The sequence below is a fragment of the Paenibacillus sp. OK003 genome, from assembly GCF_900109515.1.
GTDB lineage: Bacteria > Bacillota > Bacilli > Paenibacillales > Paenibacillaceae > Paenibacillus > Paenibacillus marchantiae.
The window spans coordinates 52,241-73,189 of the sequence record NZ_FOBD01000023.1 but is presented as its reverse complement, the minus strand read 5'-3'; the positions used below and the strand labels follow the sequence as shown (position 1 = coordinate 73,189).

At 42.4% G+C, this 20,949-nt stretch carries 20 protein-coding genes; 9 read left to right on the top strand and 11 right to left on the bottom strand.

The window, feature by feature from the left end; translation table 11 throughout:
* Positions 1–138 precede the first annotated feature (138 nt).
* Complete coding sequence (locus BMW94_RS26765) at positions 139–342, bottom strand: aspartyl-phosphate phosphatase Spo0E family protein (protein WP_139209436.1); 204 nt, start codon at positions 340–342, stop codon at positions 139–141.
* Between the two features lie 394 nt (positions 343–736).
* On the opposite strand from BMW94_RS26765, the gene BMW94_RS26760 reads away from it, so the two are divergent.
* The 3 genes from BMW94_RS26760 to BMW94_RS26750 all read left to right on the top strand — a co-directional run bounded on the left by BMW94_RS26760 (position 737) and on the right by BMW94_RS26750 (position 2,955).
* Entirely contained in the window at positions 737–1,525 is a 789-nt protein-coding gene (locus BMW94_RS26760; RefSeq protein WP_091001773.1) for a hypothetical protein, read from the top strand.
* A 223-nt stretch (positions 1,526–1,748) separates the two neighbouring features.
* Positions 1,749–2,108 (top strand): PadR family transcriptional regulator, encoded by a 360-nt coding sequence (locus tag BMW94_RS26755; RefSeq protein ID WP_090954132.1) that lies wholly within the window; start codon positions 1,749–1,751, stop codon positions 2,106–2,108.
* Positions 2,074–2,955 (top strand): permease prefix domain 1-containing protein, encoded by an 882-nt coding sequence (locus BMW94_RS26750; protein ID WP_091001772.1) that lies wholly within the window; start codon positions 2,074–2,076, stop codon positions 2,953–2,955. The genes BMW94_RS26755 and BMW94_RS26750 overlap by 35 nt, the downstream gene beginning before the upstream one ends.
* A 205-nt stretch (positions 2,956–3,160) precedes the next feature.
* Here the strand turns inward: BMW94_RS26750 and BMW94_RS31195 are convergent, their stop codons facing one another.
* From BMW94_RS31195 to BMW94_RS26730, 4 genes are all read right to left on the bottom strand, one after another.
* Positions 3,161–3,343, bottom strand: coding sequence for an aspartyl-phosphate phosphatase Spo0E family protein (locus BMW94_RS31195; RefSeq protein ID WP_139209435.1), 183 nt, complete (start codon positions 3,341–3,343; stop codon positions 3,161–3,163).
* A gap of 216 nt (positions 3,344–3,559) precedes the next feature.
* Complete coding sequence (locus BMW94_RS26740) at positions 3,560–4,927, bottom strand: hypothetical protein (protein ID WP_091001771.1); 1,368 nt, start codon at positions 4,925–4,927, stop codon at positions 3,560–3,562.
* A gap of 54 nt (positions 4,928–4,981) precedes the next feature.
* Positions 4,982–6,361 carry a helix-turn-helix domain-containing protein gene (locus BMW94_RS26735; RefSeq protein WP_175480866.1) on the bottom strand — a complete coding sequence of 460 codons (1,380 nt, stop codon included), beginning with the start codon at positions 6,359–6,361 and terminating at the stop codon, positions 4,982–4,984.
* A gap of 265 nt (positions 6,362–6,626) precedes the next feature.
* Positions 6,627–8,021: a hypothetical protein gene (locus BMW94_RS26730; protein WP_091001769.1), complete on the bottom strand. Its 1,395-nt coding sequence runs from the start codon at positions 8,019–8,021 to the stop codon at positions 6,627–6,629.
* A 269-nt stretch (positions 8,022–8,290) separates the two neighbouring features.
* Here BMW94_RS26730 and BMW94_RS26725 point away from each other — a divergent pair, with 269 nt between their 5' ends.
* Positions 8,291–9,415, top strand: a complete 1,125-nt coding sequence (locus BMW94_RS26725) for an LLM class flavin-dependent oxidoreductase (RefSeq protein WP_091001768.1) — start codon at positions 8,291–8,293, stop codon at positions 9,413–9,415.
* A gap of 98 nt (positions 9,416–9,513) precedes the next feature.
* On the opposite strand, the gene BMW94_RS26720 is transcribed toward BMW94_RS26725, so the two are convergent.
* Complete coding sequence (locus BMW94_RS26720; protein WP_091001767.1) at positions 9,514–10,095, bottom strand: TetR/AcrR family transcriptional regulator; 582 nt, start codon at positions 10,093–10,095, stop codon at positions 9,514–9,516.
* Between the two features lie 262 nt (positions 10,096–10,357).
* Between BMW94_RS26720 and BMW94_RS26715 the strand changes: the two genes are divergently transcribed.
* Entirely contained in the window at positions 10,358–11,563 is a 1,206-nt protein-coding gene (locus BMW94_RS26715; RefSeq protein WP_091001766.1) for an MFS transporter, read from the top strand.
* Positions 11,564–11,630: 67 nt separating this feature from the next.
* Here BMW94_RS26715 and BMW94_RS26710 read toward each other — a convergent pair whose 3' ends face one another.
* Both BMW94_RS26710 and BMW94_RS26705 read right to left on the bottom strand, forming a co-directional pair.
* Complete coding sequence (locus tag BMW94_RS26710; protein WP_091001765.1) at positions 11,631–12,041, bottom strand: DUF2000 family protein; 411 nt, start codon at positions 12,039–12,041, stop codon at positions 11,631–11,633.
* The gene (locus tag BMW94_RS26705) at positions 12,038–12,601 is read right to left on the bottom strand and encodes a type 2 periplasmic-binding domain-containing protein (RefSeq protein ID WP_091001764.1); all 564 of its coding nucleotides are present in this window, start codon (positions 12,599–12,601) and stop codon (positions 12,038–12,040) included. Before BMW94_RS26705 ends, BMW94_RS26710 begins: the two co-directional genes overlap by 4 nt.
* Before the next feature lie 184 nt (positions 12,602–12,785).
* Between BMW94_RS26705 and BMW94_RS26700 the strand changes: the two genes are divergently transcribed.
* Both BMW94_RS26700 and BMW94_RS26695 read left to right on the top strand, forming a co-directional pair.
* Positions 12,786–14,027, top strand: a complete 1,242-nt coding sequence (locus BMW94_RS26700; RefSeq protein WP_175480865.1) for an ATP-grasp domain-containing protein — start codon at positions 12,786–12,788, stop codon at positions 14,025–14,027.
* A gap of 64 nt (positions 14,028–14,091) precedes the next feature.
* A complete protein-coding gene (locus BMW94_RS26695) occupies positions 14,092–15,366 on the top strand; it encodes an MFS transporter (RefSeq protein ID WP_175480864.1) in 1,275 nt (424 codons plus the stop codon).
* Positions 15,367–15,493: 127 nt separating this feature from the next.
* Here BMW94_RS26695 and BMW94_RS26690 read toward each other — a convergent pair whose 3' ends face one another.
* Positions 15,494–16,537, bottom strand: a complete 1,044-nt coding sequence (locus tag BMW94_RS26690) for an alkene reductase (protein ID WP_254790383.1) — start codon at positions 16,535–16,537, stop codon at positions 15,494–15,496.
* A gap of 183 nt (positions 16,538–16,720) precedes the next feature.
* Between BMW94_RS26690 and BMW94_RS26685 the strand changes: the two genes are divergently transcribed.
* Both BMW94_RS26685 and BMW94_RS26680 read left to right on the top strand, forming a co-directional pair.
* Complete coding sequence (locus BMW94_RS26685) at positions 16,721–17,584, top strand: LysR family transcriptional regulator (protein WP_064642768.1); 864 nt, start codon at positions 16,721–16,723, stop codon at positions 17,582–17,584.
* Positions 17,585–17,811: 227 nt separating this feature from the next.
* Positions 17,812–18,423, top strand: coding sequence for an esterase/lipase family protein (locus BMW94_RS26680; protein WP_091001760.1), 612 nt, complete (start codon positions 17,812–17,814; stop codon positions 18,421–18,423).
* 507 nt (positions 18,424–18,930) lie between these two features.
* Here BMW94_RS26680 and BMW94_RS26675 read toward each other — a convergent pair.
* Both BMW94_RS26675 and cdaS read right to left on the bottom strand, forming a co-directional pair.
* Complete coding sequence (locus BMW94_RS26675) at positions 18,931–20,037, bottom strand: Leu/Phe/Val dehydrogenase (RefSeq protein ID WP_091001759.1); 1,107 nt, start codon at positions 20,035–20,037, stop codon at positions 18,931–18,933.
* 198 nt (positions 20,038–20,235) lie between these two features.
* Entirely contained in the window at positions 20,236–20,865 is a 630-nt protein-coding gene (cdaS, locus tag BMW94_RS26670; protein ID WP_091001758.1) for a sporulation-specific diadenylate cyclase CdaS, read from the bottom strand.
* Positions 20,866–20,949 lie beyond the last annotated feature (84 nt).

The window sequence follows — 20,949 nt, the reverse complement described above, 5'->3', positions numbered from 1 at the left end:
CTTCGACATAGGATCTAACTGCATTCAATTTGAATTCTTCCGTATACGTCTGAAATGTTTGCCCTTTTTTCGCCATAAAAATATCCCCTCCAAGTATCACTTGAACCCTCATGATAACATGAAGGTTTTTTCAAGTGTCTACTTAAAGGGGATAATACCAATCGGCTGTCTTTTCATAAAGTGTTTTTTATATTTGAAGCGATTATATTCATTAATTAACTCGTCCAATACCATCGATTGTTGAAGGACTTTGTAGTCTTGCATGCCATGATATTCCGCCAAACGACTTAACTCATGCCTGTTCTGTTCGATTTGGTCTCTAATCTGCTTCGGTTCTCTCACAGCATGCACCCCCTCTTTTTAAAACATTTTAGGATACATTGCCAAAAAATTCATATTTTATTCCTTTGCAAAATAAAATGTTTGCTTACATTACTTTTCAAAGGATTGACGTCTTTTTCAAATCAGAGTTTATTTCAATTTTTTCTTTAATCTTTCTAGAGAGATTTTCAAAATAAATTAAATCTAAACATTTTTTTCCTAATAATCAGAATTAAAATATTATGCAAAAGAAATTAAAATATAGAAAAGGAGGTGTTATTTACCCATTATTCCCAAAAGAGAGGTGAGCGCGAAAAGATCGAAAATAAATATCATTTAAATTGAGATACCATAAATCGAGATTGTTATGAAAAATTAAGCGATTCTATTAAATATCGAGGGGAGACGTTGATCAATGAAAGCTAAATTTTTAGTACCATTATTATCTTTATCAATTATCGGGGGAGCCGCTTTCTTCTCTAATACATCAACCATTCATGCAACAGAGGACCCACAGGGAGCTGCAAAACTGGTTGTACAAGAGTTTTTCGATGCTATGTCGGAGGAAAAATTCGCAGAAGCTACAGAGCTAGTAGTAGATTTAAGATACCAGAGTAAAGAAAAACAAATTGCAAAGTATGAGCACTATAACTCAGTAAGTGACTTTGAATCAATGAAAATTGTTGATGCGAGCTTAAAGGATGAGGCAAATGTTGTAGTTACTTTTGAAGGTAATGTTTCAGGGATTGATTCCAAAAATGAGATCTACGTTAAAGAAATAGATGAAGAATGGAAATTGATTCTTGGTGATGATGATCCTGCTACTATTGCTGCACTAAATGCTCCGGAATTCACTACCCAAGCTATGGTAGATTACTATTCCTTCACAGGGTTTAACTATGGTAGAGCTCACTACACTATTAATTCCTTTTCTACATTAGGTAATGCCGTTAATCTAATAGGTTGGCAATATGCAGGGACACAATACCATGCCGATGTAACTTATCAAGTGGCTCAAGATTCATTCCTTGGATGGAAGACTCTTGGAAAATCCGAGCCCGTATACGGCAACTATTCATCTGCTGCTGGCGATAGATTCTCTATTTCTTTAACAGGTGTACCCGCCGGTAGCGATTATCACATTCGTATAGTTAATTGGGCTCCAGTCCCTGTTGATGGCGCAGGGAATGTTTATACCAACTAGTAAAAGTTAATTTAGACACCGCCGGAATTAAAGTGACCCATAACCCTTACATTCGCGTAAAGGTTGTGGGTCACTTGTTATCAAAAAAAGCTAAAGTTAAATACTAAAATATTGATCCCACCAGATTTAGATCAAATTTCATATACTTATCTTATGGTCTTGATTTATTTTCAATTTTCTGTTAATTTTACTACATAGAATTACATAGTAGGTGGTGTATAAATTGAAGAATGAAATGATTAAAGGATACATCGATGGTATCATACTATCCATCTTGAGCCAAAGAGATGCATATGGTTATGAGATATCCCAGTATATAAATGAAATAACCTATGGAGAGTTCCAACTTAAAGAAGGGACTCTGTATCCTGCTTTAAAAAGGCTAGAGGCTAATAAGTATATTGAAGGATATTGGGGGGAACAAAATGGTGGCCCAAGACGAAGGTACTACCGAATCATAGAAGAGGGACAGAATAAACTTAAAGCCATTAAATCTTCGTGGATAAAAAACACACATATTATAAATATTTTTTTGGGAGGTACAACTAGTGGATATTCAATCTTATTTAAATCAAGTATTTAGAAATTCCTTTTTATCCAAAAAAGAACGAACGGATTTGACAGAAGAAATGGCTGCACATTTAAATTCATCAAAAGAACGTTATATTAATGAAGGCTGTTCCTCTGATCAAGCAACCAAAAAAGCCTTAGAGTCCTTTGGCAATCCAATAAGTATAAGGGAAAAGTTGACTAAAGAAACTTTCGGCTTATCAAGCAGTGTGATTTTGGGGTTAATCTGCATCAGTGGATTTTTGTTTGTAAGCTCTTTAATTTTAGGAATAATTGCAAACCATTATGGTATTCACAATAGAGTGATTGAACTTTCTCCCGTGTTATTTATTACAATTTGTGCAATATGTGGTGCTTTACTGCTTACTCGTAGAAATATAGATAGATTGTGCCTGGTATCAGTTCCCTTTTTATTTGGATTAGGCTATTTACAGGCATACTTAGGACTCTTTAAAAATATGCTAGGCGGGATAGAATCATTTAATCTTTTTGAAAATCTTTTTTTTAGTGGCGCATATGACTTTTCGGGGCGTAGCAGTTTCATGCTTATTGGAGGTTTTATAATAACACTGCAAACCATTGCAATATTTATTCTGAGCAAAAATATTTACATCTCGGTTATGCCTTTCTTATTTTCTGTAATGTATACAATCTCTCACATGTTAGTTATTGGAATGTATTACCTGTTCTTCTCTAATGGATTTATTTCACAGGTAACAAATGGGTACAACGTTTTTGTTGCCGGTAATATTCAACGTCTCACTGATATCGGCATAAAGTTAGGAATGTGTATTGTATTATTCCTTATTCTAAACACTATTAAGAAAATCATAGCTAAAAGAACAATGGAGACTGTTTAATAATGTAAACTTCAGATATACTCTTAGCGAACCTAACTATAACCTTTCTTCTCATAATGAGCAGCGGGATCTCATAATACGCCACTGCATCAGGAGTTAATTGAAAGAGGCAGCGAAACCATATTTAGTTTATGGTTTCGCAGTTCTATAAGAGCTGCAATTATTAAGATAAAATTTCTAAATAATGTTTATTGGAATTGCGTCTTTAATGCTGTTCTTTCTTCATATTAATTGCTGAAGTATATCGGTTAAACTCATTTATCAATTCATCCAAAATCCTAGACTGCTGTAAAACCCTATCATCATGCATGCCATGTCTCTCCACCAAACGGCGCAGCTCTTGTCTACTTTGCTCTATTTGGTCTCTCAGGATTCTCGGCTCTCTCACAGCATGCACCCCTTTTTAAAACAATTTAGAATACATCTTGAATCCTCCAATTTTTTCGTTAAAACCCTTTGTACTTAAAAAAACATATGATATTTTGCAGAATTTTGTAAAAATGATTGTTTAGAAAAGATTTTATTTCCATTTTCAGACCTGATTATTGAACACAAAAATAGCCTACTGCAAAAACAGTTGGCTTTTAAATAATTATTTTATAATTTATGCAATATTGTTCGACTGTAATATCTGTTGATATTTAACGTTTATTTCTTCATTAGCAAATCTTCTATATTCCCCATACAGATTTACACATTTTATTAGGTAAGGGTCGTTACTGATATTAATCGAAAGTTCCATACTACTAATTAACGCTTTCATACCTGACTCGTAACTACTTCTACTTAAATAATAAACTGCCAATTCATAAAAAAAATTGACCAGACGTGTGTTCCAATTTTGCTCAGAGTACTCTCCCTCATGTCTCGAACCTATATGATAAAGATTGATCTTGTCTTTAAACCTCTCCAATATAAAGTTAACATCATATTTAAATCGGTTTGCTATCTGAACGATATTAAATATGGCAACTAAAATCTCTTCATACTCTCCTTCATATTCATTTTCTACATGTTCAATGTAGTCCTCAAGAACTTCATTTTGTCCCATCATCAACCTATATAAATAGATGTTTATTTTTCCCCATTTTCTAAATTTCTCTATATATAAGATATCTTCCTCATTTGGTTCGATTAAAGTTAATTCATAATAAGTACGTGTGCACTCCAAAGCTTCCTCATACTTCCCTATTTTGGAGCAACAAGAAGCCCTCAGAAGCAATGAATAACCTTGGTATACGAAAAGTGGATATACGGTTTTTCTTTTGGTATGAGTAGTATCCTGCTTAATGTGACTCATCATAATTTTTGCTAATCTCTCTAGGTTTATTGTTATTGGATATAATCTATCAAAATTATGCAGAGCAGAGTACAGGTTAGCCAGATCTTTAAGTGCATCCAGCTGATATTCCTCCTCTAAACGATCCACAAAAAGCTCAAATCGAGTGGCTGCCTGCATAGCGATCTTCTGATCACTGCCACAACTGAGCAAAAAAATTCGATATTGACAAAGAGCAAGCCGCTCAGAGTGCTGGTATTTCTCACATTCCGCAACACATTCATATAAAATGAACGCCGCTTGTTTCATCCCTTTGTTGTAAAGGTCCTCAGCAACTTCAAACAATTCTTCAATATAAGAGCGATCATCCGTTACTGATATAATCACCTTTTTAATACAGCCTAGCTTGTTAAGTTCAGCACAGCGATACAGGAACGGCTCCAAACGCCTCCAATGAGGTGCAGCTTCCACAAAACACTCCACACTGTACATTTCATAGAAGTGCCCCTTCTCCAATCCCATCGCAGAAGTAATCTGATCCAGTTGATTCATGGCAAGAGGCCTGCTCCCTTTTATAATAGCACTTAATGTGCCAACATTAACTCCACAGGTATTAGAAAATTGTTGAAGTTTGTACCCTTTCTCCTTGATATAATCCTCTATATGCGAGCGTATCGTAGGTGCAAGTTTCATTCTTCTCACTCCCAACATCATTCACATACTTTCATATGAACTTGTATTTCAAAATCATACTCGTAATTTCTGGAAACTTATTTCCTCTATTAATTGAAAATATACTTTCTGTTGCTCCAAATCGGCATGATCTCTATACTCCCCATACAAATCTATACACTTTATAGTCAAATAATCATCTTGGCTTGAAGATGAAAGCCTCAGAGTATAGAGTAGAGTATCTATTCCAGACTGGAAGTTTCGTTGGCTAAGTCTATACTTGGCAAATTCATAGTTAAACAAAAGAAATCTGTGAATACCAATTTGAGGATTATCCTCACCCTTTAGATGGAAACCAATATGGAACTGTTGGATCTGAGCTTCAAATTTCTCCAATGCAAAATCAATATTAAGTGAATGTTCGTTGGCCACCTGAACAATATTTATGAAGGCAGTTAGGATTTCTTTAGGATTATCCTCAAGGTATTGAAGGTATGAATGAATAACTTCGTGATTCCCAGACATCAGGTTAATTGATAATCGATTCCCTTGAGCCCATATTCGGAATCTTTCTATTATTTCTATTTCTTCCTTTGTTGGATTAGGAATATCAATTACTTTTTCATAAACCTCTGTGTACTTTAATGCTAGTTCGTACTCCTTTCGGGCCTCAAAAACACTTGCTTTTAACAAATTGGCATAAGCTTTATAAGTAAATATAGGATAAAAAGCAGCTCTTTGACCCTTATTTCTCCTAACTGATTCGTCCTTTAATTGGAAATCACTTTTCCTTTCCAGTTCTTCTGACAAAGAATATACTTTTCCCCATATATTCAGTGCATTATATACATTGGCTAATTCTTTTATAGCATCCAGTTGTATTTCTTCATTTAGTTTCTCTACATAAGGTTCTAATCGAATCGCCGCATTCAAATTATTGAATTTGTTTAACGTCTTGTTAATTAGGAAAATACGGTACTGGCATAATGCCAACCGCTCAGAGTGCTGGTATTTCTCACAATCCGCAACACATTCATATAGAATAAGTGCCGCTTGTTCAAACTCTTTCCTGTAGAAATCCTCAGCTACCTTAAACAATTCGTCAATGTACGATCGATCATCAGTAACCTGTATAACCACTTTCTTTATACAATTTAACTTGTTCAACTCAGCACAATTATACAGGAACGGTTCTAGCCGTCTCCAATGAGGTGTAACTTCCACAAAACATTCCACGCTGTACATTTCGTAAAAGTATCCTTGTTCAAGCCCCATTCCAGACGTAATCTGATCTAATTGGTTCATGGATATAGATCTGTTCCCTTTGATTATGGCACTTAGCGTACCAACATTGACGCCAGTGACTTCAGAGAACTGTTGTAGTTTATATTTATGCTCCTTCATATGATTCTCAATATATGTGCGTATCGTAGGTGCAAGTTTCAATTCTTCCACCCCCAATTATCCAAATTCCCTTATGATTCATCCAATTATAATAAATGTAATTTTAATCCTGAATTTAACAATCGTCAATCATTAGATACATAAAAACGAGCGTTATATTTCCATATTCCAGGAAAAATAACGCTCGTTAACAAAAAAACCAATTTACTACATTATATATCAAAAACCCTAATATCCGCCCGTCCCGTGACTAAAAAAAGCATTTATCGTCGTAGAATCAATACCTCCAGTAAAACCAGAGAGTAAAAGGAAGGAACTAAAAAGCATTAATACTAACATTGCTTTTTTTATCATATCGACCATAGACCTCCTTGATAAGACTATTATAATTTAATTTTACTGATTCCGTCGCTTGCATTCTGTACTCTTCAAATAAACCCACACAATATATTATTGTAGAATCATCTTTGATTTTATGAGCAGATGCTAAACATTTTAACAGACTTCTAAACCCTTCTTCATATCGTTCCTTAGACAACTGATAAAACGCTAATTCCGCCCAAAATTTAGTATATCTATCATCTTTAATTTGAGCAATATAGCTACTTTCATGATTACGATCCTCAAACAACATATGAATATATAAATCGAATCTTCTAAGAGCATGGTCTACATTCAGATTGTATGAATTGGCAGCTTCCATGATCTTAACTAACCCAAGAAGAGTTTCATTTTCATTCTCTTCAATAATATCTAAATAAGTATTTAGTGCCTCGTAATCACCCAACATCAATTTATAGAGATAGGTATTAATTTCAGCCCAATTTTGAAATCGTTTAATAAATATAAGATCCTCCGAAGTAGGTTCTTCAATTTCAAAATTCGCATAAAGAGCTGTCTGACTCAATGCCTTTTCATAATCTTTACGCTCACCCCATACATTAGACATCAATAAATATGCGTATGATTTATAGGTGAATAAAGGATGTTTGGAAGTCCTCTGTTGTTCCAAACCCTTTTTCTTTTTTTTATATTGTTCTAAAAATTCAACTCGTTGCTCTAGTTCACTGGCTAATTGAAATACCTTATCCCAATGGCACAATCCACTATATGTATTAGCCAATTCTCTTATCGCATCCAGCTGCCGCTCTTCATCCAGCCGATTAATATATGGCTCGAAGTGCACGGCCGCCCTGAGATTTTCATGCTGATCCTGACCCAGAGATAGTGTGAAAATACGATATTGGCACAATGCGAGACGTTCCGAGTGTTGGTACTTCTCACACTCCGCAACGCATTCATATAACATGCGGGCCGCTTTCTTTTGTCCTCGTTCAAGCATGCCTTCTGCCATTTCAAACAATTCGGAGATATAGGAGCGGTCATCCGTCACTTGCTGGATTATCCGCTGAATACATTCGAGCTTGTCCAGCTCGGCGCAACGTTGCAGAAAAGGTTCCAGTCTTCTCCAATGTGGTGCAGACTCCACAAAACACTCAGCGCCGTAAATTTCGTAGAAATGACCTTCTTCCAGCTTCATGCCTTTGGTAATCAGATCCAGTTGAGCCATGGCGATTGGCCGCGTTCCTTTGATGATCGCACTTAACGTTCCAGCGTTCACACCTGATATATCGGCAAAGTATTGCAGGGTATAGCCCTGTTTCCTGATGTAGTCCTCAATAAAGGAGCGTATCGTAGTTGTAGGTTCCATGTCTCCCACCTCCACAATGAAAATCCATAAATTTGAATTTATATGATATGCACAATTTTAATCCTAAATTTTACAGCGGTCAATAAAAATCGTGGCAATTTCCTGCCCATTTGTCCAGGTTTGAGCGGCTTTAATCCGCCTTATAGAAAAAATCCATTAGAAGAATGCAGGGCAACATGGTAAAGTTAGTTCTAGCTTGAATATCCTACTATTTCCATAGGATTAGACAACCCAGGTGCTTTTCCAATCCAATCCAAGGGGATGGTTAGATGAAATTTGCCTTATTTAGTCTCATGATGAATCTTCCAAATGCCGTAACTGGTGAATCACTAACGACACAACAGAAGTTCCACAATATTCTGGAACAAGCCAAGCTGGCCGAACGGCTGGGGTTCGATGCATATGGGATCGGTGAGCGGCATGGCGCACCTTTTCTGTCTTCCTCACCTCCCGTGGTGCTGACCGCCGTCGCTGCTGCGACTTCGCATATCCGGTTGCTAACAACAGTCACTGTTCTTAGTATACTTGACCCGGTACGGGTTGCCGAGGATTATGCCACGCTGGATCAATTATCGGGTGGACGGCTGGAGATGATCATCGGGAAAGGCAATGATCCTCGGCACTATCCCCTGTTTGGCATTAGCCAAGAGGAACAATGGGATTCACTCGGTGAACGCTACGAACTGCTGAAACGGCTGTGGACTGAAGAGAATGTAACCTGGCAGGGAACGTTTCGCCCTCCCCTTCAAGAGGTTACCACTCAGCCGAGACCGCTCCAGCAATCCATTCCGATCTGGCATGGCAGCGCATCAAGCACCCGCTCCACCGAGCTTGCAGCGAAGTATGGCGAACCGATTTTTAGCTCAAATTCCTTCCACCCGCAGGCAAAATATAAAGCGTTAATTGACCATTACCGGGAGCGTCTCGATTATTATGGTCATGATGCGAACCGAGCGGTGGTCGGCTCCGGGGCAGGCAGCCTGTACCTCGCGAATACACGCGAAGAGGCGATCCGTCGTTATACGCCTTATTATGAGGCCTTTCATGCTACGGCCGCTGCGCAGCACAACCAGTCACCCTTTAAGGACCTGGAGGATAACATTGCGCATGGCCCTGTACTGATTGGTAGTCCAGAGCAGGTCATTGAGAAGATCCTCAATTACCATGCCGCATATGGACATCAGGTACTGAGCATCAGCGTGGATGGACTCAGCCATGCTGAGCAGCTGGAGCAGGTAGAACGCTTCGCCCAGGATGTAGCACCCGTGTTACGACGCGAAATCCCCAGTTTCATATGGAACGAGCCCCCGATCTTGAATCAGTCTCTTCCCTCTTCCACTTCGCCTTCTCCCGATTCATGGCCCCCAGCCATCTCACCGATCTTCCAGGTGTAGTTCTCAATTCTCCACACATTCCCCGTTCATCCACATGCCTTTATGTATCCAGGGTGATTCTTGCGAATCGCCCTATCCCTCCCCCAAGATGTCTTTCTCTATGATCCGGATTTAATCCCTTCAAATAAGGAAATCAACGAACGCTGCACGAATTCAGTATCGATCGCTTGGCCAGTCACCAGCATGCGATAGAACATCGCTCCATAGACGAGGTCTATGCACAGTCCGATGTCACAATCCTTTTTCAGCTCTCCCCGTTCTACACCTTTTTCGAAAATTCCCCACGCTTCGCGCCGACGAGGCTGAATGTATCTGGTTCGGTATTCTGCTGCAAGCCCTGGATCAGACTGTCCCTCTCCGACAATCTGTGTGATCACTTTTCCTTCCCGGCTGCTCAAAAAAACAACCAGATTGCTCGCATGAATGCGCACATCCTCAAATACCGATCCTGTATCCGGTACAGGTAATCTTGCCGTTGCCGCAGACATGTACCCATCCATAATGACAGCACCTTTATTGGGCCACCATTTATATATCGTTGCTTTGCTCACCTTAGCACGTTCAGCAATTTTTTCGATCGTAACCGCTCCGAAGCCGTGTTCCAGTAATAATTCATAGGAAGCTGCAAGAATCGCATTCTGGGTTTCCACATTGCGGGGACGCCCTCTTTTGGCTGTCATCATAAGCCCTCCTTGGTGCAACAAATGCATCTGTGATTCATAAAAACTGTACGTTCATTATACTAAAACACCGATACATTAAACAATTTCGTTCTTACCTTAATTCCGACATGCAAAAAAATCCCCACACCTATTTACAATACTAAACGTTTAGTTTATTATATGTTTGTAATTAGTAAACGAACCGTTTAGTAATTGACAATTTGCAATACTAATTTACTTGAATAAAAAATAATTTAAGAACATGTGGAGGGTGATACTCATGGATATACAACCTGATGTGAAGTCACATTCAGTTCCAAGCTGGTTGATTTTGCTTTTGGCTGCGGCGTGCGGGCTGATTGCGGCAAACCTGTATTATGCTCAGACGGTTATAGGACCAATCGGCGTGACAACAGGGCTTTCCTCTGCTGCTGCTGGACTGATTGTGACATTAACACAGATCGGGTATGTTATTGGCCTGCTGTTTATCGTTCCGCTCAGTGACATTCTGGAGAATAAGCGGCTGGTCACTTTTTTCCTCATCATTCTGGTCGTTGCATTGATTGCCGCTGCCTTCTCTTCCCATGCCGCATTATTTCTGACTGCTTCCCTCGTCATCGGGATTAGTTCAGTCGTTGCGCAAATTCTGGTTCCCTATGCCACCTACCTCACTTCGGAGGAGCAACGTGGACGGGTTGTCGGCAATGTGATGAGTGGTCTGCTGCTGGGCATTATGCTGGCTCGGCCAGTCGCCAGTTTTATTACAAGCCTGCTCGGCTGGCAAGCGGTCTTTGTCTTCTCGGCAATCATTATCGGATTGCTTACATTGCTCCTGTCACGTGCACTTCCTGCACGTCAGCCACAACCAGCGATGAAGTACGGACAATTAATTCTGTCATTGGGCTCCCTGCTCAAAACATTCCCCATGCTCCGCCGCCGAGCTCTCTATCAGGCCAGTCTGTTTGGCGCCTTCAGCTTGTTCTGGACTACAGTTCCCTTGCAGCTCGCCAACGAATATGGCATGTCTCAGCAGGGAATTGCCTGGTTTGCACTGGCTGGTGTTGGGGGTGCCATTGCGGCACCTATTGCCGGAAGATGGGCGGATAAAGGTTTAACCCGCATCTTAACCGGACTCGCCATGGTCATCGCGGTTGCCTCCTTTGGGCTTGCCTATCTGTTCCAGGGTCACTCTACCGCTACCCTTATTTTGCTTGTGGTCGTTGCCATCACACTGGATATGGCAGTCTCGGGTAATCTGGTGCTGGGACAACGCATCATTTATTCGTTGAGCGAAGCAAGAGGACGGGTAAACGGGATATTTATGTCGATCTTTTTTGTAGGGGGCGCAATTGGATCATCTCTTGGCAGCTGGTCCTACGCACATGGAGGTTGGAGTCTCACCACATTGATTGGTCTGGTGATGCCTCTGCTGGCACTCGTATACTACTTAACGGAAAAGAAAGTCACCGTTGTCAGTAACCCATAACCATCCTTCCATATGTAAATAAAGGGCAGAGTGATCCACAGGATCAACTTCTGCCCTTTATCCATCATCATTTCATGACACTAAATTTCTTGGTTGTGGCCCTAACCTTGTCATCCTCTCCCCACACAATGACACCTACAACTTTGGTGACTTCCATCTCCATCGAAGCGATCTCATCTGCATATTGTTCGAATGCATTATTGAGTGATTGACCCTTCTGTGAAAACACAACACAGCTCACTTCGTCGTTGTCAGCTGAACAGGATTTAGCCAAATGGCTCAATTGATTCTCCCCAGCCTTCAAAATAACCGTGCTATACCGGATGCCTGCATGCTGAACGCCGCTAAGATCCAGTACAGGTGTATCAGAATATAAATCCGGTTCTTTAAGGGCTGCTTGTCCCATCAATAAGGCAGCTACATTCGCTGCGGCGCCTATCTCCAAATTTTTATCCAATATAATAGCTATTCTTTTCATACGAGTGCATTCATCCTCTGTACATTTTTTGTAAAACATACCCACGGCATATGGATTCCCTCACGCAATACCTTGTAGGTAACAAGCCCGTAATGATCGGCACAGAGCTGATTCGTGAGCGCAATGGACCTTTCTGTGTGATGCATGACCTTCCTGCAGGCTTCGGGGTTGGACGATACGGTGCTGCTCTCTCTATAGATTATACTGAGTTCAGATAACAAGTATGTCGTTGCCGGATGATGAAAAATAACGTCGATCTGATCAGGACATTCCGCATGGAATCCGGATAGAACCAGCGCAGGAATCTTCTCTACAAAGCTCTCAGACACCACTAATTCGGAATCCATAATGAAACTGTTGAGCTTGGGATAAGCCCCGGGGACCAATAGGCAGGAAATTTCCCCTGATTTCAAGTCTTCCGCGGCCGCTTCAAATTCGGGGTACGGCTTGATTATATCAGAGTTGTTGAGTTTCTTAGCGATATGCATGCTGCAAGTCAGGAATCCTTCATCGTCTCCCAATGTTCCCAGTATGGCATATTTGCTTTCAGTAATCTCCATTTTTTTCTATTTCCTCCCTTTTATTCAAATCCGGTACGATCGTATACCAAAAAAATCCTATTGTCAATTAACACTTTAACGCGGCAAAAATTTTACAAAAACCGTATTGAAAATGGAATATTTTTATATATAATGTTATGAAATGGTCTTTTTCTATTTTTTGTTCTTCATTGAAGGAGGATTTATGAAAACAATTGTATACATATCTGATTTCAGGCTTCCATTAGGCTTAAACTTCGTAAAACCTTTGAAAAAATTTGCTGATCACAAAAAAATTCTGATTATTGAACGTCACAATCTGCTTCATGATGATTTGCTTGAGGACTTCTTCGATGAGATTAGATACGTGGATCACTTGGAATCCGTGGATGACATCAGGGATCACATTATTGAAATCCGACGTTCCCACTCCATCGTAGCGTTGTTAACTCCGGGTGAGAATGCGATTGAAATCGGCGGCCAGATTCGATCCGAATTTGGTATCCCCGGCATGCAGCGCAACCAGGCTGAAGCCGTCCGCAATAAATGGATAATGAAACAGATGCTCCATCAACGAGGAATTCGGACGTCTGACATTGCAATCGCTCTTCATGAACAGGATTACATTCGTTTCACTGATACACACGGGTTCCCGATTATTGTGAAGCCACTCAGCGGATATGGAAGTATAAATACGTTCAAATTGTCCAGCATGGAAGAACTGATCCATTATCTTCACCATACAAGACAAGCGCAGCAACGGGACTTGCTGGAGGAATTCATCAACGGTACAGAGTTTCACTGTGATTCCATTGTCTCGAAGGGGAAAGTTATATTTTCATCCGTTTCCCAATACCTGTATAACTGTTTGGATATTGCTACTAAGCAGAAGCCACCGGCCAGCATTACGTTTCCTGAAGGCACTGAGGCTGACTTTATTCACCACATCAAGGAAGTCAATGAACAGGTCATTGCTGCACTGGGAATTAATCATTCCGTAACACATGCCGAGCTTTTTCTAACTTCGGAGGGAGAAGTGGTATTTGGAGAGATCGGTGCAAGAATTGGGGGTTCACATGTTATGCCTCCTTGTATCAAGAACACACATGGTGTTGATTTATTCGAGGCAGTCAGCGATCTGGAAGTTGGAGTATATGAGTTCAACAAACAACAGACGAATAATAAATATACGGGTATGATCTGCTTCCCTTCTCGCGCAGGAATGATTCAAAGCATATCAGGGATAGAAGATTATGAAGATATCTCCGGCATCATTGAATTCAATGTATCCTATCAAGTGGGACAACGTGCCGGGGACGTGAGCGATACGATGACCAGATCGGGTTTTGCCATTGTGGAAGGGAATTCATTCGAAGAATTGCGTCAAACACTGCTGGATATGTACGATCGCTTCAAGATTGAAGTTACTGTTACCGAACCCGTATAAAACGCGGGATGGACCATAAAGGGTTGTATTTGGATTGACAGTGGTATGGGGGAGGGCTGAATTCTTGTCTTTATTTAAATCATACGCGGGTTTGAGCCGTGAAATATATTACCTCTGTTTAGCCAGAACGATTAACAGCGCAGGAGACTTTGTTTTTTCCCTTATTACCTTAGTCCTGACTTTACAGATGGGGATGAATGTTGTCAGTGCAGGTATCTTTGTATCACTGGCAGCCTTGATTAGTGGACCAGGTGTCCTTCTTGGCGGTTATTTAAGTGATCTTATGGGCAAAAAAACAATTATTGTTACCGGGCAATTGCTGTCCGCCACAATGATACTATGCTGTTCGTTCTGGTCGGGCACTATTACAGTTGGCTATTTACTGATCGCTGTCATGTTCTTCATCAGCATTACCCGCCCTGCGTATAACGCATTAATCATTCAACTGTGTACGGAGGAGAAAGAGCGAAAGTCGGCCTTCTCCCTTATGTATTTGGGAGCCAATTTGGGGATAGCCATCGGACCATTGGTAGCCGGTTTTTTCATCAAGGATCATGTCCATATCGTCTTTATCAGTATCGGCACTGTATTTCTGATATCCACCTTCATTATCATCAACCAGGTAAAGATCGGTACAAGCAAGGTAGTGGCGTCTACAGGCAGCAACAATTCTGTACATCTACAATCGAGCCACCCCCCCACTCCTTTATTCAGACTACTTATGAAAAATCCGCTCGTCGCCTTGTTCATCTTGGTGTCATTTCTCAACTATTTTATTTATATGCAATCCTCGTTTAGCCTTCCGCTACAAATGAATGATTCGTTCGGAGAGGACGGGGCAGCCTATTACGGCTCAGTCATGACCATTAATGCTATCAGCGTCATTATCCTGACCACCTTGATCCTATCCGTTACACGTAAGTTAACTGCGCTAAACTCCATTGCTACAGGTGCGCTCTTCTATGGCATTGGATTCGGTGCATTGAGCCTGATGGGTTATTTTCCCCATTTCGCCATCGTCGCCGTCTCTACGGTACTGTGGACCGTTGGAGAGATTCTGGTGCAAACCAATATCAATCTATATATCGCTTCGCGAGTGCCGGATACACATCAGGGGCGGTTTAACGGCTTGCTGCTGTTCGTAGGCTGCCTGGGTTATACACTTAGCCCATACTTGACAGGTATTTTCATCAAAAGCATGGACATGGGGAGCTTATGGATCATTATTCTGGCCTTCAGCTTGGTCTATGCGTTGTGCATGATCATCCTGTGGTATATCGAAAAAAGCTCTACCAGAAAAAGTGAAATTGAACCATTGGATTTATCTCAAAGTGTTTGAGCACTCTGACCCACCCCTCCGCAAGTTGCTGCAGCATGGAAGACATTTAATCATAGTTAGCATCGAAAAATAGGAACAACGGGCAGAGTGATCCACAGGATCAGCTTCTGCCCGTTTCTTGCTACATTCACACCAACATAGTCAGATGTGCATTGGCATCGTACTCGACCCACTGCTGCCCCGTACGCAATTTTTGCACCAGATCGGGATTGGCGATAAACGGTCTGCCGAACGCTGCCAAATCAATGCTCCGATTCTGCACAGCCTGCTCTGCTATTTTTGCCTCAAGGTCCCCTACGCCAATGATGATACCATCCCACTGCTGGCGAATCGCCTCATGGAAATTCTGTTTCCCAGTCCAGACTGTGGTGTATCGATCTGTTGAAGGGTGCAAGATAGTAATGCCTGTCTGGCGGAACAGATTCAGATAGGCGTTCAGCACTCCAGCCTTGTCTGCCCAGACATAGGAAGGGTCATCATCTTTTTTCTCGGAAAATCGTACCGATATGCGATCCACGCTGATTTCTTTTTGAACTGCAATAATGATCTCCTTCAGAAAACGCAATCGACCCTGGATATCGCCTCCGTATTCGTCTGTTCTGTGGTTCGTCTTCTCATTGATAAACTGGTCGATCAGATAACCATGTGCTGCATGCAGTTCAATTCCGTCGAATCCAGCCAGTACCGCATTGCGGGCAGCCGTTTGAAACTGTTGAATGCTATCCCGGATATCTTGCACACTCATAGCTTGAGGTATCTGATATGGCTTATGCAATTTATGGACTCTTCCTTGAGCCGGAATGCTTGAAGGTGCCAGTGGCGGGGTACCGATCAGATCGGAGTGAGACAGTCTGCCCACATGCCACAGCTGAGCGATGATGGTTCCTCCGTGTTTATGGACGGCATTTGTTACTTTCTTCCATGAGTCGGTCTGTTCAGCCGTATATAATCCGGGGATGCCATAGGTTCCTTTGCCTGCCAACGAAGGATTAATCCCCTCTGTAATGATCAACCCTACACCATCCTGGGCACGTCGCTCGTAATACGCCACCATCTCTTCCGTCGCAGTCCCATCCTGATCATTGGCAAACCCTCGGGTAAGAGGTGCCATCACTAATCTGTTTCTCAAATGCCATTCGTTGATCGTCACCGGGCTCAGTAATGTAGACATATTCTTCATCACAACTCCTTCTCCATTGTCGGCATCGGCATGATTCCATTGCTCTGTAAAAGCTGTTGATAACGATATTGTAAGCCGGCATATATATATCGTAAAATGATTGAAATATATAGATGTATCTCTTATAGAGATACCTAACACCTCGTTTCATTACCAAATCAGGAGGCCAGAGCTATGGAACTCTCGGATATCGATATTATTCTCGCGGTGGCACGGTCCGGCAAAATCTCACAGGCCGCCAAAGAATTGAATTACGCACAATCCAACGTCACCACACGCATCAAAAAGCTGGAGCAGGAATATCAGGTGCAGTTGTTCAACCGTTTCCCCAAAGGGGTAGTGCTGACTTCCAAAGGAGAACAGTTTGTCCAGTATGCAACACGCATCCGTGACCTGTTAAACGATCTGGAGCAGGACATGACTGATCCCGGTGAACCTTCAGGCACGTTAAAAATCGGGATTGTGGAGACGGCTGCATCCAGCCGATTTATGGAAATTCTCAATGAATACCAAGTGACCTATCCCGAGGTCTCCATCTCACTTGTGAATGCCACTTCACCCAAAGTGCTGCGCAAGAAAATACAGGAATATGAGATCGATGGTGCCTTTATTAGTGGTGCGTGTGTAAAAGAGGGTCTGAAGGTGGAATATGAAATGCAGGACACGGTGCATATCATCTCCAAACGGATGGACGTTCCACCCGAAAGCCTGTGTCAGGTTTCGTGGGTCGTTTTCCCAAAAGGCTGCCCATACCGTGAAATTACGGAGGAATATTTGCAGGAAGAAGGTTTGTCTGCTCGCAATATGATTGAAGTCAGCACGATGGACAACCTGCTTAGCTGTGTGGAGTCAGGAATTGCTTTTACCATTATGCCTTGCAGCGTAATTCACAAGAAACCGGATGAGTTCTCGGTATACGATCTGGCTGAACGATTCACACATACCACAACGACCTTTGTCCGTGGCGAAGATCGATACGTCAGCAGCGCGCTGGATCGATTTGTGAAGCTGCTGAATCAGAAGTGCATTACGTTTTGAAATAAAATTAAATTTCGCTTTCTCCTATATCTGCTCATCGCTTATCTAGGGCTAGAAAACACAAAAAGAGAGATTACAGCGATCACTCCAGCCAAAACAAGCATGCATTTATTCCCCTCAAAATTTATTTTAAATTTTATTACTACCACACTATTCCTTTTAATTACAAATAATGATAGATTAAGAGAGTAAAATATGGATATACATTCCAAAGGAGGGTATTAATAATGAGAAAATCTATTGTTCTACGTTGCGTCTTAACCTGTCTGTTCTTCCTTAGCTCGTTATCTTTGCTGTCCATGCCTGCCGGTGCGGAGCAATCAGCGGCTGCCAATGGGCGTAATCCGATTGTGCTTGTACACGGTATTGGAGGCGCAGGATTTAACTTTGCCAGTATCGAAAGAGCGTTAATAAGCGAAGGATATTCCCGAAGTGACCTGTACGCCATCGATTTCCTGGACAAGTCGGGAAACAATGTCACCAATTCACGTCAGTTATCCACCTATATTAATGATGTCCTGCGTAAGACCGGTGCGAGCCAGGTTGATATCATTGCCCATAGCATGGGAGGTGCCAACACCCTGTATTATATCAACAACCTCGGTGGTGGCAAAAATATAGGCAAAGTCATTACACTCGGATCTCCCAACCGGCTCGTGGCCCAATCGGCACCAAACGGCATTGCATATACTTCCATCTACAGTACGTCGGACTTTATTGTAAATAATACGTTATCCCCACTGAACGGGGCGAACAATATTCGCATTTTCGGGGTAACCCATATCGGCCTGTTGACTGATCGTGGTGTTCAAAGCCACATCATGAACGCCTTGAAGTAAAACAAATGATACAGAAGGCGGGCATCCATACGGACGCCCGCCTTTATTTTTATTTTTATTTTACCTGTACTTTTCTCGGAGCATTCGAGCAGAAGGGGTCAGGAGACTTAGAAAGGCTTCGCCTGTTCTTTTCAAGGAACCTAGAACGTCTTATTTGGCTCTCAAGCCCTCTTTTTCAATCGTAAGGAACACCAGACGCGTTATTGCTTCAAATCTCGCTAAAAAGACGCTAAAAACGGTCTCAAATTTCAATATAACGTGTCTCAGGTTTCTTATCCTTCAGCAGACGCTTCAATCCCCAGAATAACACGTCTCAGGTTCGTTGGCGCTCCGGCCATACTCCGTCGTAAGCGAAACGAAAGATACGACTCACGATAGCGTCTAAAAGGGGCATGTGGAGAAAACACGCGTTCTGGCGGGTTTTGGGCCGCGAACTCGACCCACTCTTCAGCTTTCAGACAGAGGTTTCATGACACACTCTAATACGTCCCAACTCATCCTCAAAATTTACCCGCGCAGTCTGCGGGAACTCAGCGCGTGATGACCATTTTGCAGGAACGTGCTGCGTGTATTCTTCATCAGTTCAATCCGGCGTTCAGCCAGACGATCCGCAGCAATATACGTTGCGATGCCTTCGGTACGCGACGTGTCGAAGATTTTCTCCAGATTATTGTAGATCTCCCCAACCTTGCTCCACGCACGATCTGCATTATAGCCGTTCAGCTCATCCGCAATATTAATTACGCCACCTGCATTGATCACGTAGTCTGGTGCATATACGATTCCCATCTCATGCAGCTTGTCACCATGACGCGGCTCCAGCAGCTGGTTGTTAGCACAACCTGCCACAACCTTGGCCTTGAGCTGTTTTAACGTATCGTCATTAATGGTACCGCCCAATGCACATGGAGCATAAATATCACAATCCACTCCAGTGATGTCGGCAGGGTCTACCGCCTTAGCACCGAATTGATCCACAGCCTGCTTTACGGAATCTTTATGGATATCGGTAACGATGAGATGCGCACCTTCTTCGTACAAATATTTGCACAGACGCATCGCCACGTTGCCCACACCCTGTACAGCCACGGTTTTGCCTTCCAGCAGATCCGTGCCGAATGCTTGCTTCGCCGCAGCCTTCATGCCCCGATATACACCCCAGGCTGTTGCAGGGGAAGGATTACCGGAGGAACCGTAGCTTGGCGATATACCTGTAACATAGTCGGTTTCCTGATAGATCAGATTCATATCTTCTTCTGTCGTTCCCACATCCTCTGCGGTGACATAACGTCCGTTCAGTCCCTGAATGTATCGGCCAAAGGCCCGGAACATCGCTTCATTTTTGTCACGGCGCGGATCTCCGATAATTACGGCTTTGCCTCCGCCCAGATTCAGTCCGGATACCGCATGTTTATATGTCATTCCCCGCGCAAGGCGCAAGGCATCTTCAACGGCCGCTTCCTCAGAAGCATAAGTCCACATCCGTGTGCCTCCCAGCGCAGGACCGAGTGTTGTATCGTGAATAGCAATAATTGCTTTTAAACCAGAGGCTCTATCCTGGCACAGCACCAGTTCCTCATAATCATGATGTTCCATTGCTTCAAACCAGCTCATGTGTAACCGTCTCCTCCAACCATTTTTGCGATCCAATCGCCTTCATCCGTTTCGTCTTCCACCCTCTATTGTACCCATGATGATCAAGTTTGTGCAAAACCAAATCACGATGTAACAAAAAGACCTTTCTCTCTTCACAGGGAAAAAGGTTCATTTACTCGAGCATGGAATCGGTAAAAAAAGTCTAGCGACGAGTGATCATGGCAAGGTTTCAACCACGTTGATGGGATGCAGATCCCCACCCACGGCGAATGAAGCTTGACCAGTCTCTTCCGAAACAACCAGCACAACCGCATCCGTCAGCTCACTCAATCCGAGAGCAGCCCTATGCCGTGTGCCAATTTTCCGTTCATGTGCAATGGCCTGTGACAAAGGTAATACATTGCCCGCGGATACAATCTGATTGCCCCGAATCAGTACAGCCCCATCATGGAGAGGTGCACCCGGTATAAACAGCGATTCCAGCAACGCATGAGTGACCCTGGCATCCACCGCAACCCCTGAGTGGATAATCGATTCTAGCGGTACTTCCCGTTCAATTACAATGAGCGCACCATATCTGCGATCCGACAAATGCTGTACACTGGCAGTCAGTTCGGCAAATTTCTCCGTGAAGGGAGACAGATAACAATCCAGATAAAAGGAAGACGCCAGCACCTCGATCTGCTTGATCTCGGCCCGAATCTCCGCAAATTGGCCCAGCAGGCATACACTGTCGTGGTCAAAGGTAGATAACGTCCGGTTCATTCGATCTGCCACACGATGAAGATCTCCTTTGAGTTTTTGTCTCATGGTCGAGCTATCGCAGTCTGCTTGCCGATTCATCATGGTCTTCCTCCTCACCTTGGCATCTCGCTCATCATTCACAATTATCCATACGTTTCCCTCTGCTCCGAGCATTTATACAAAATA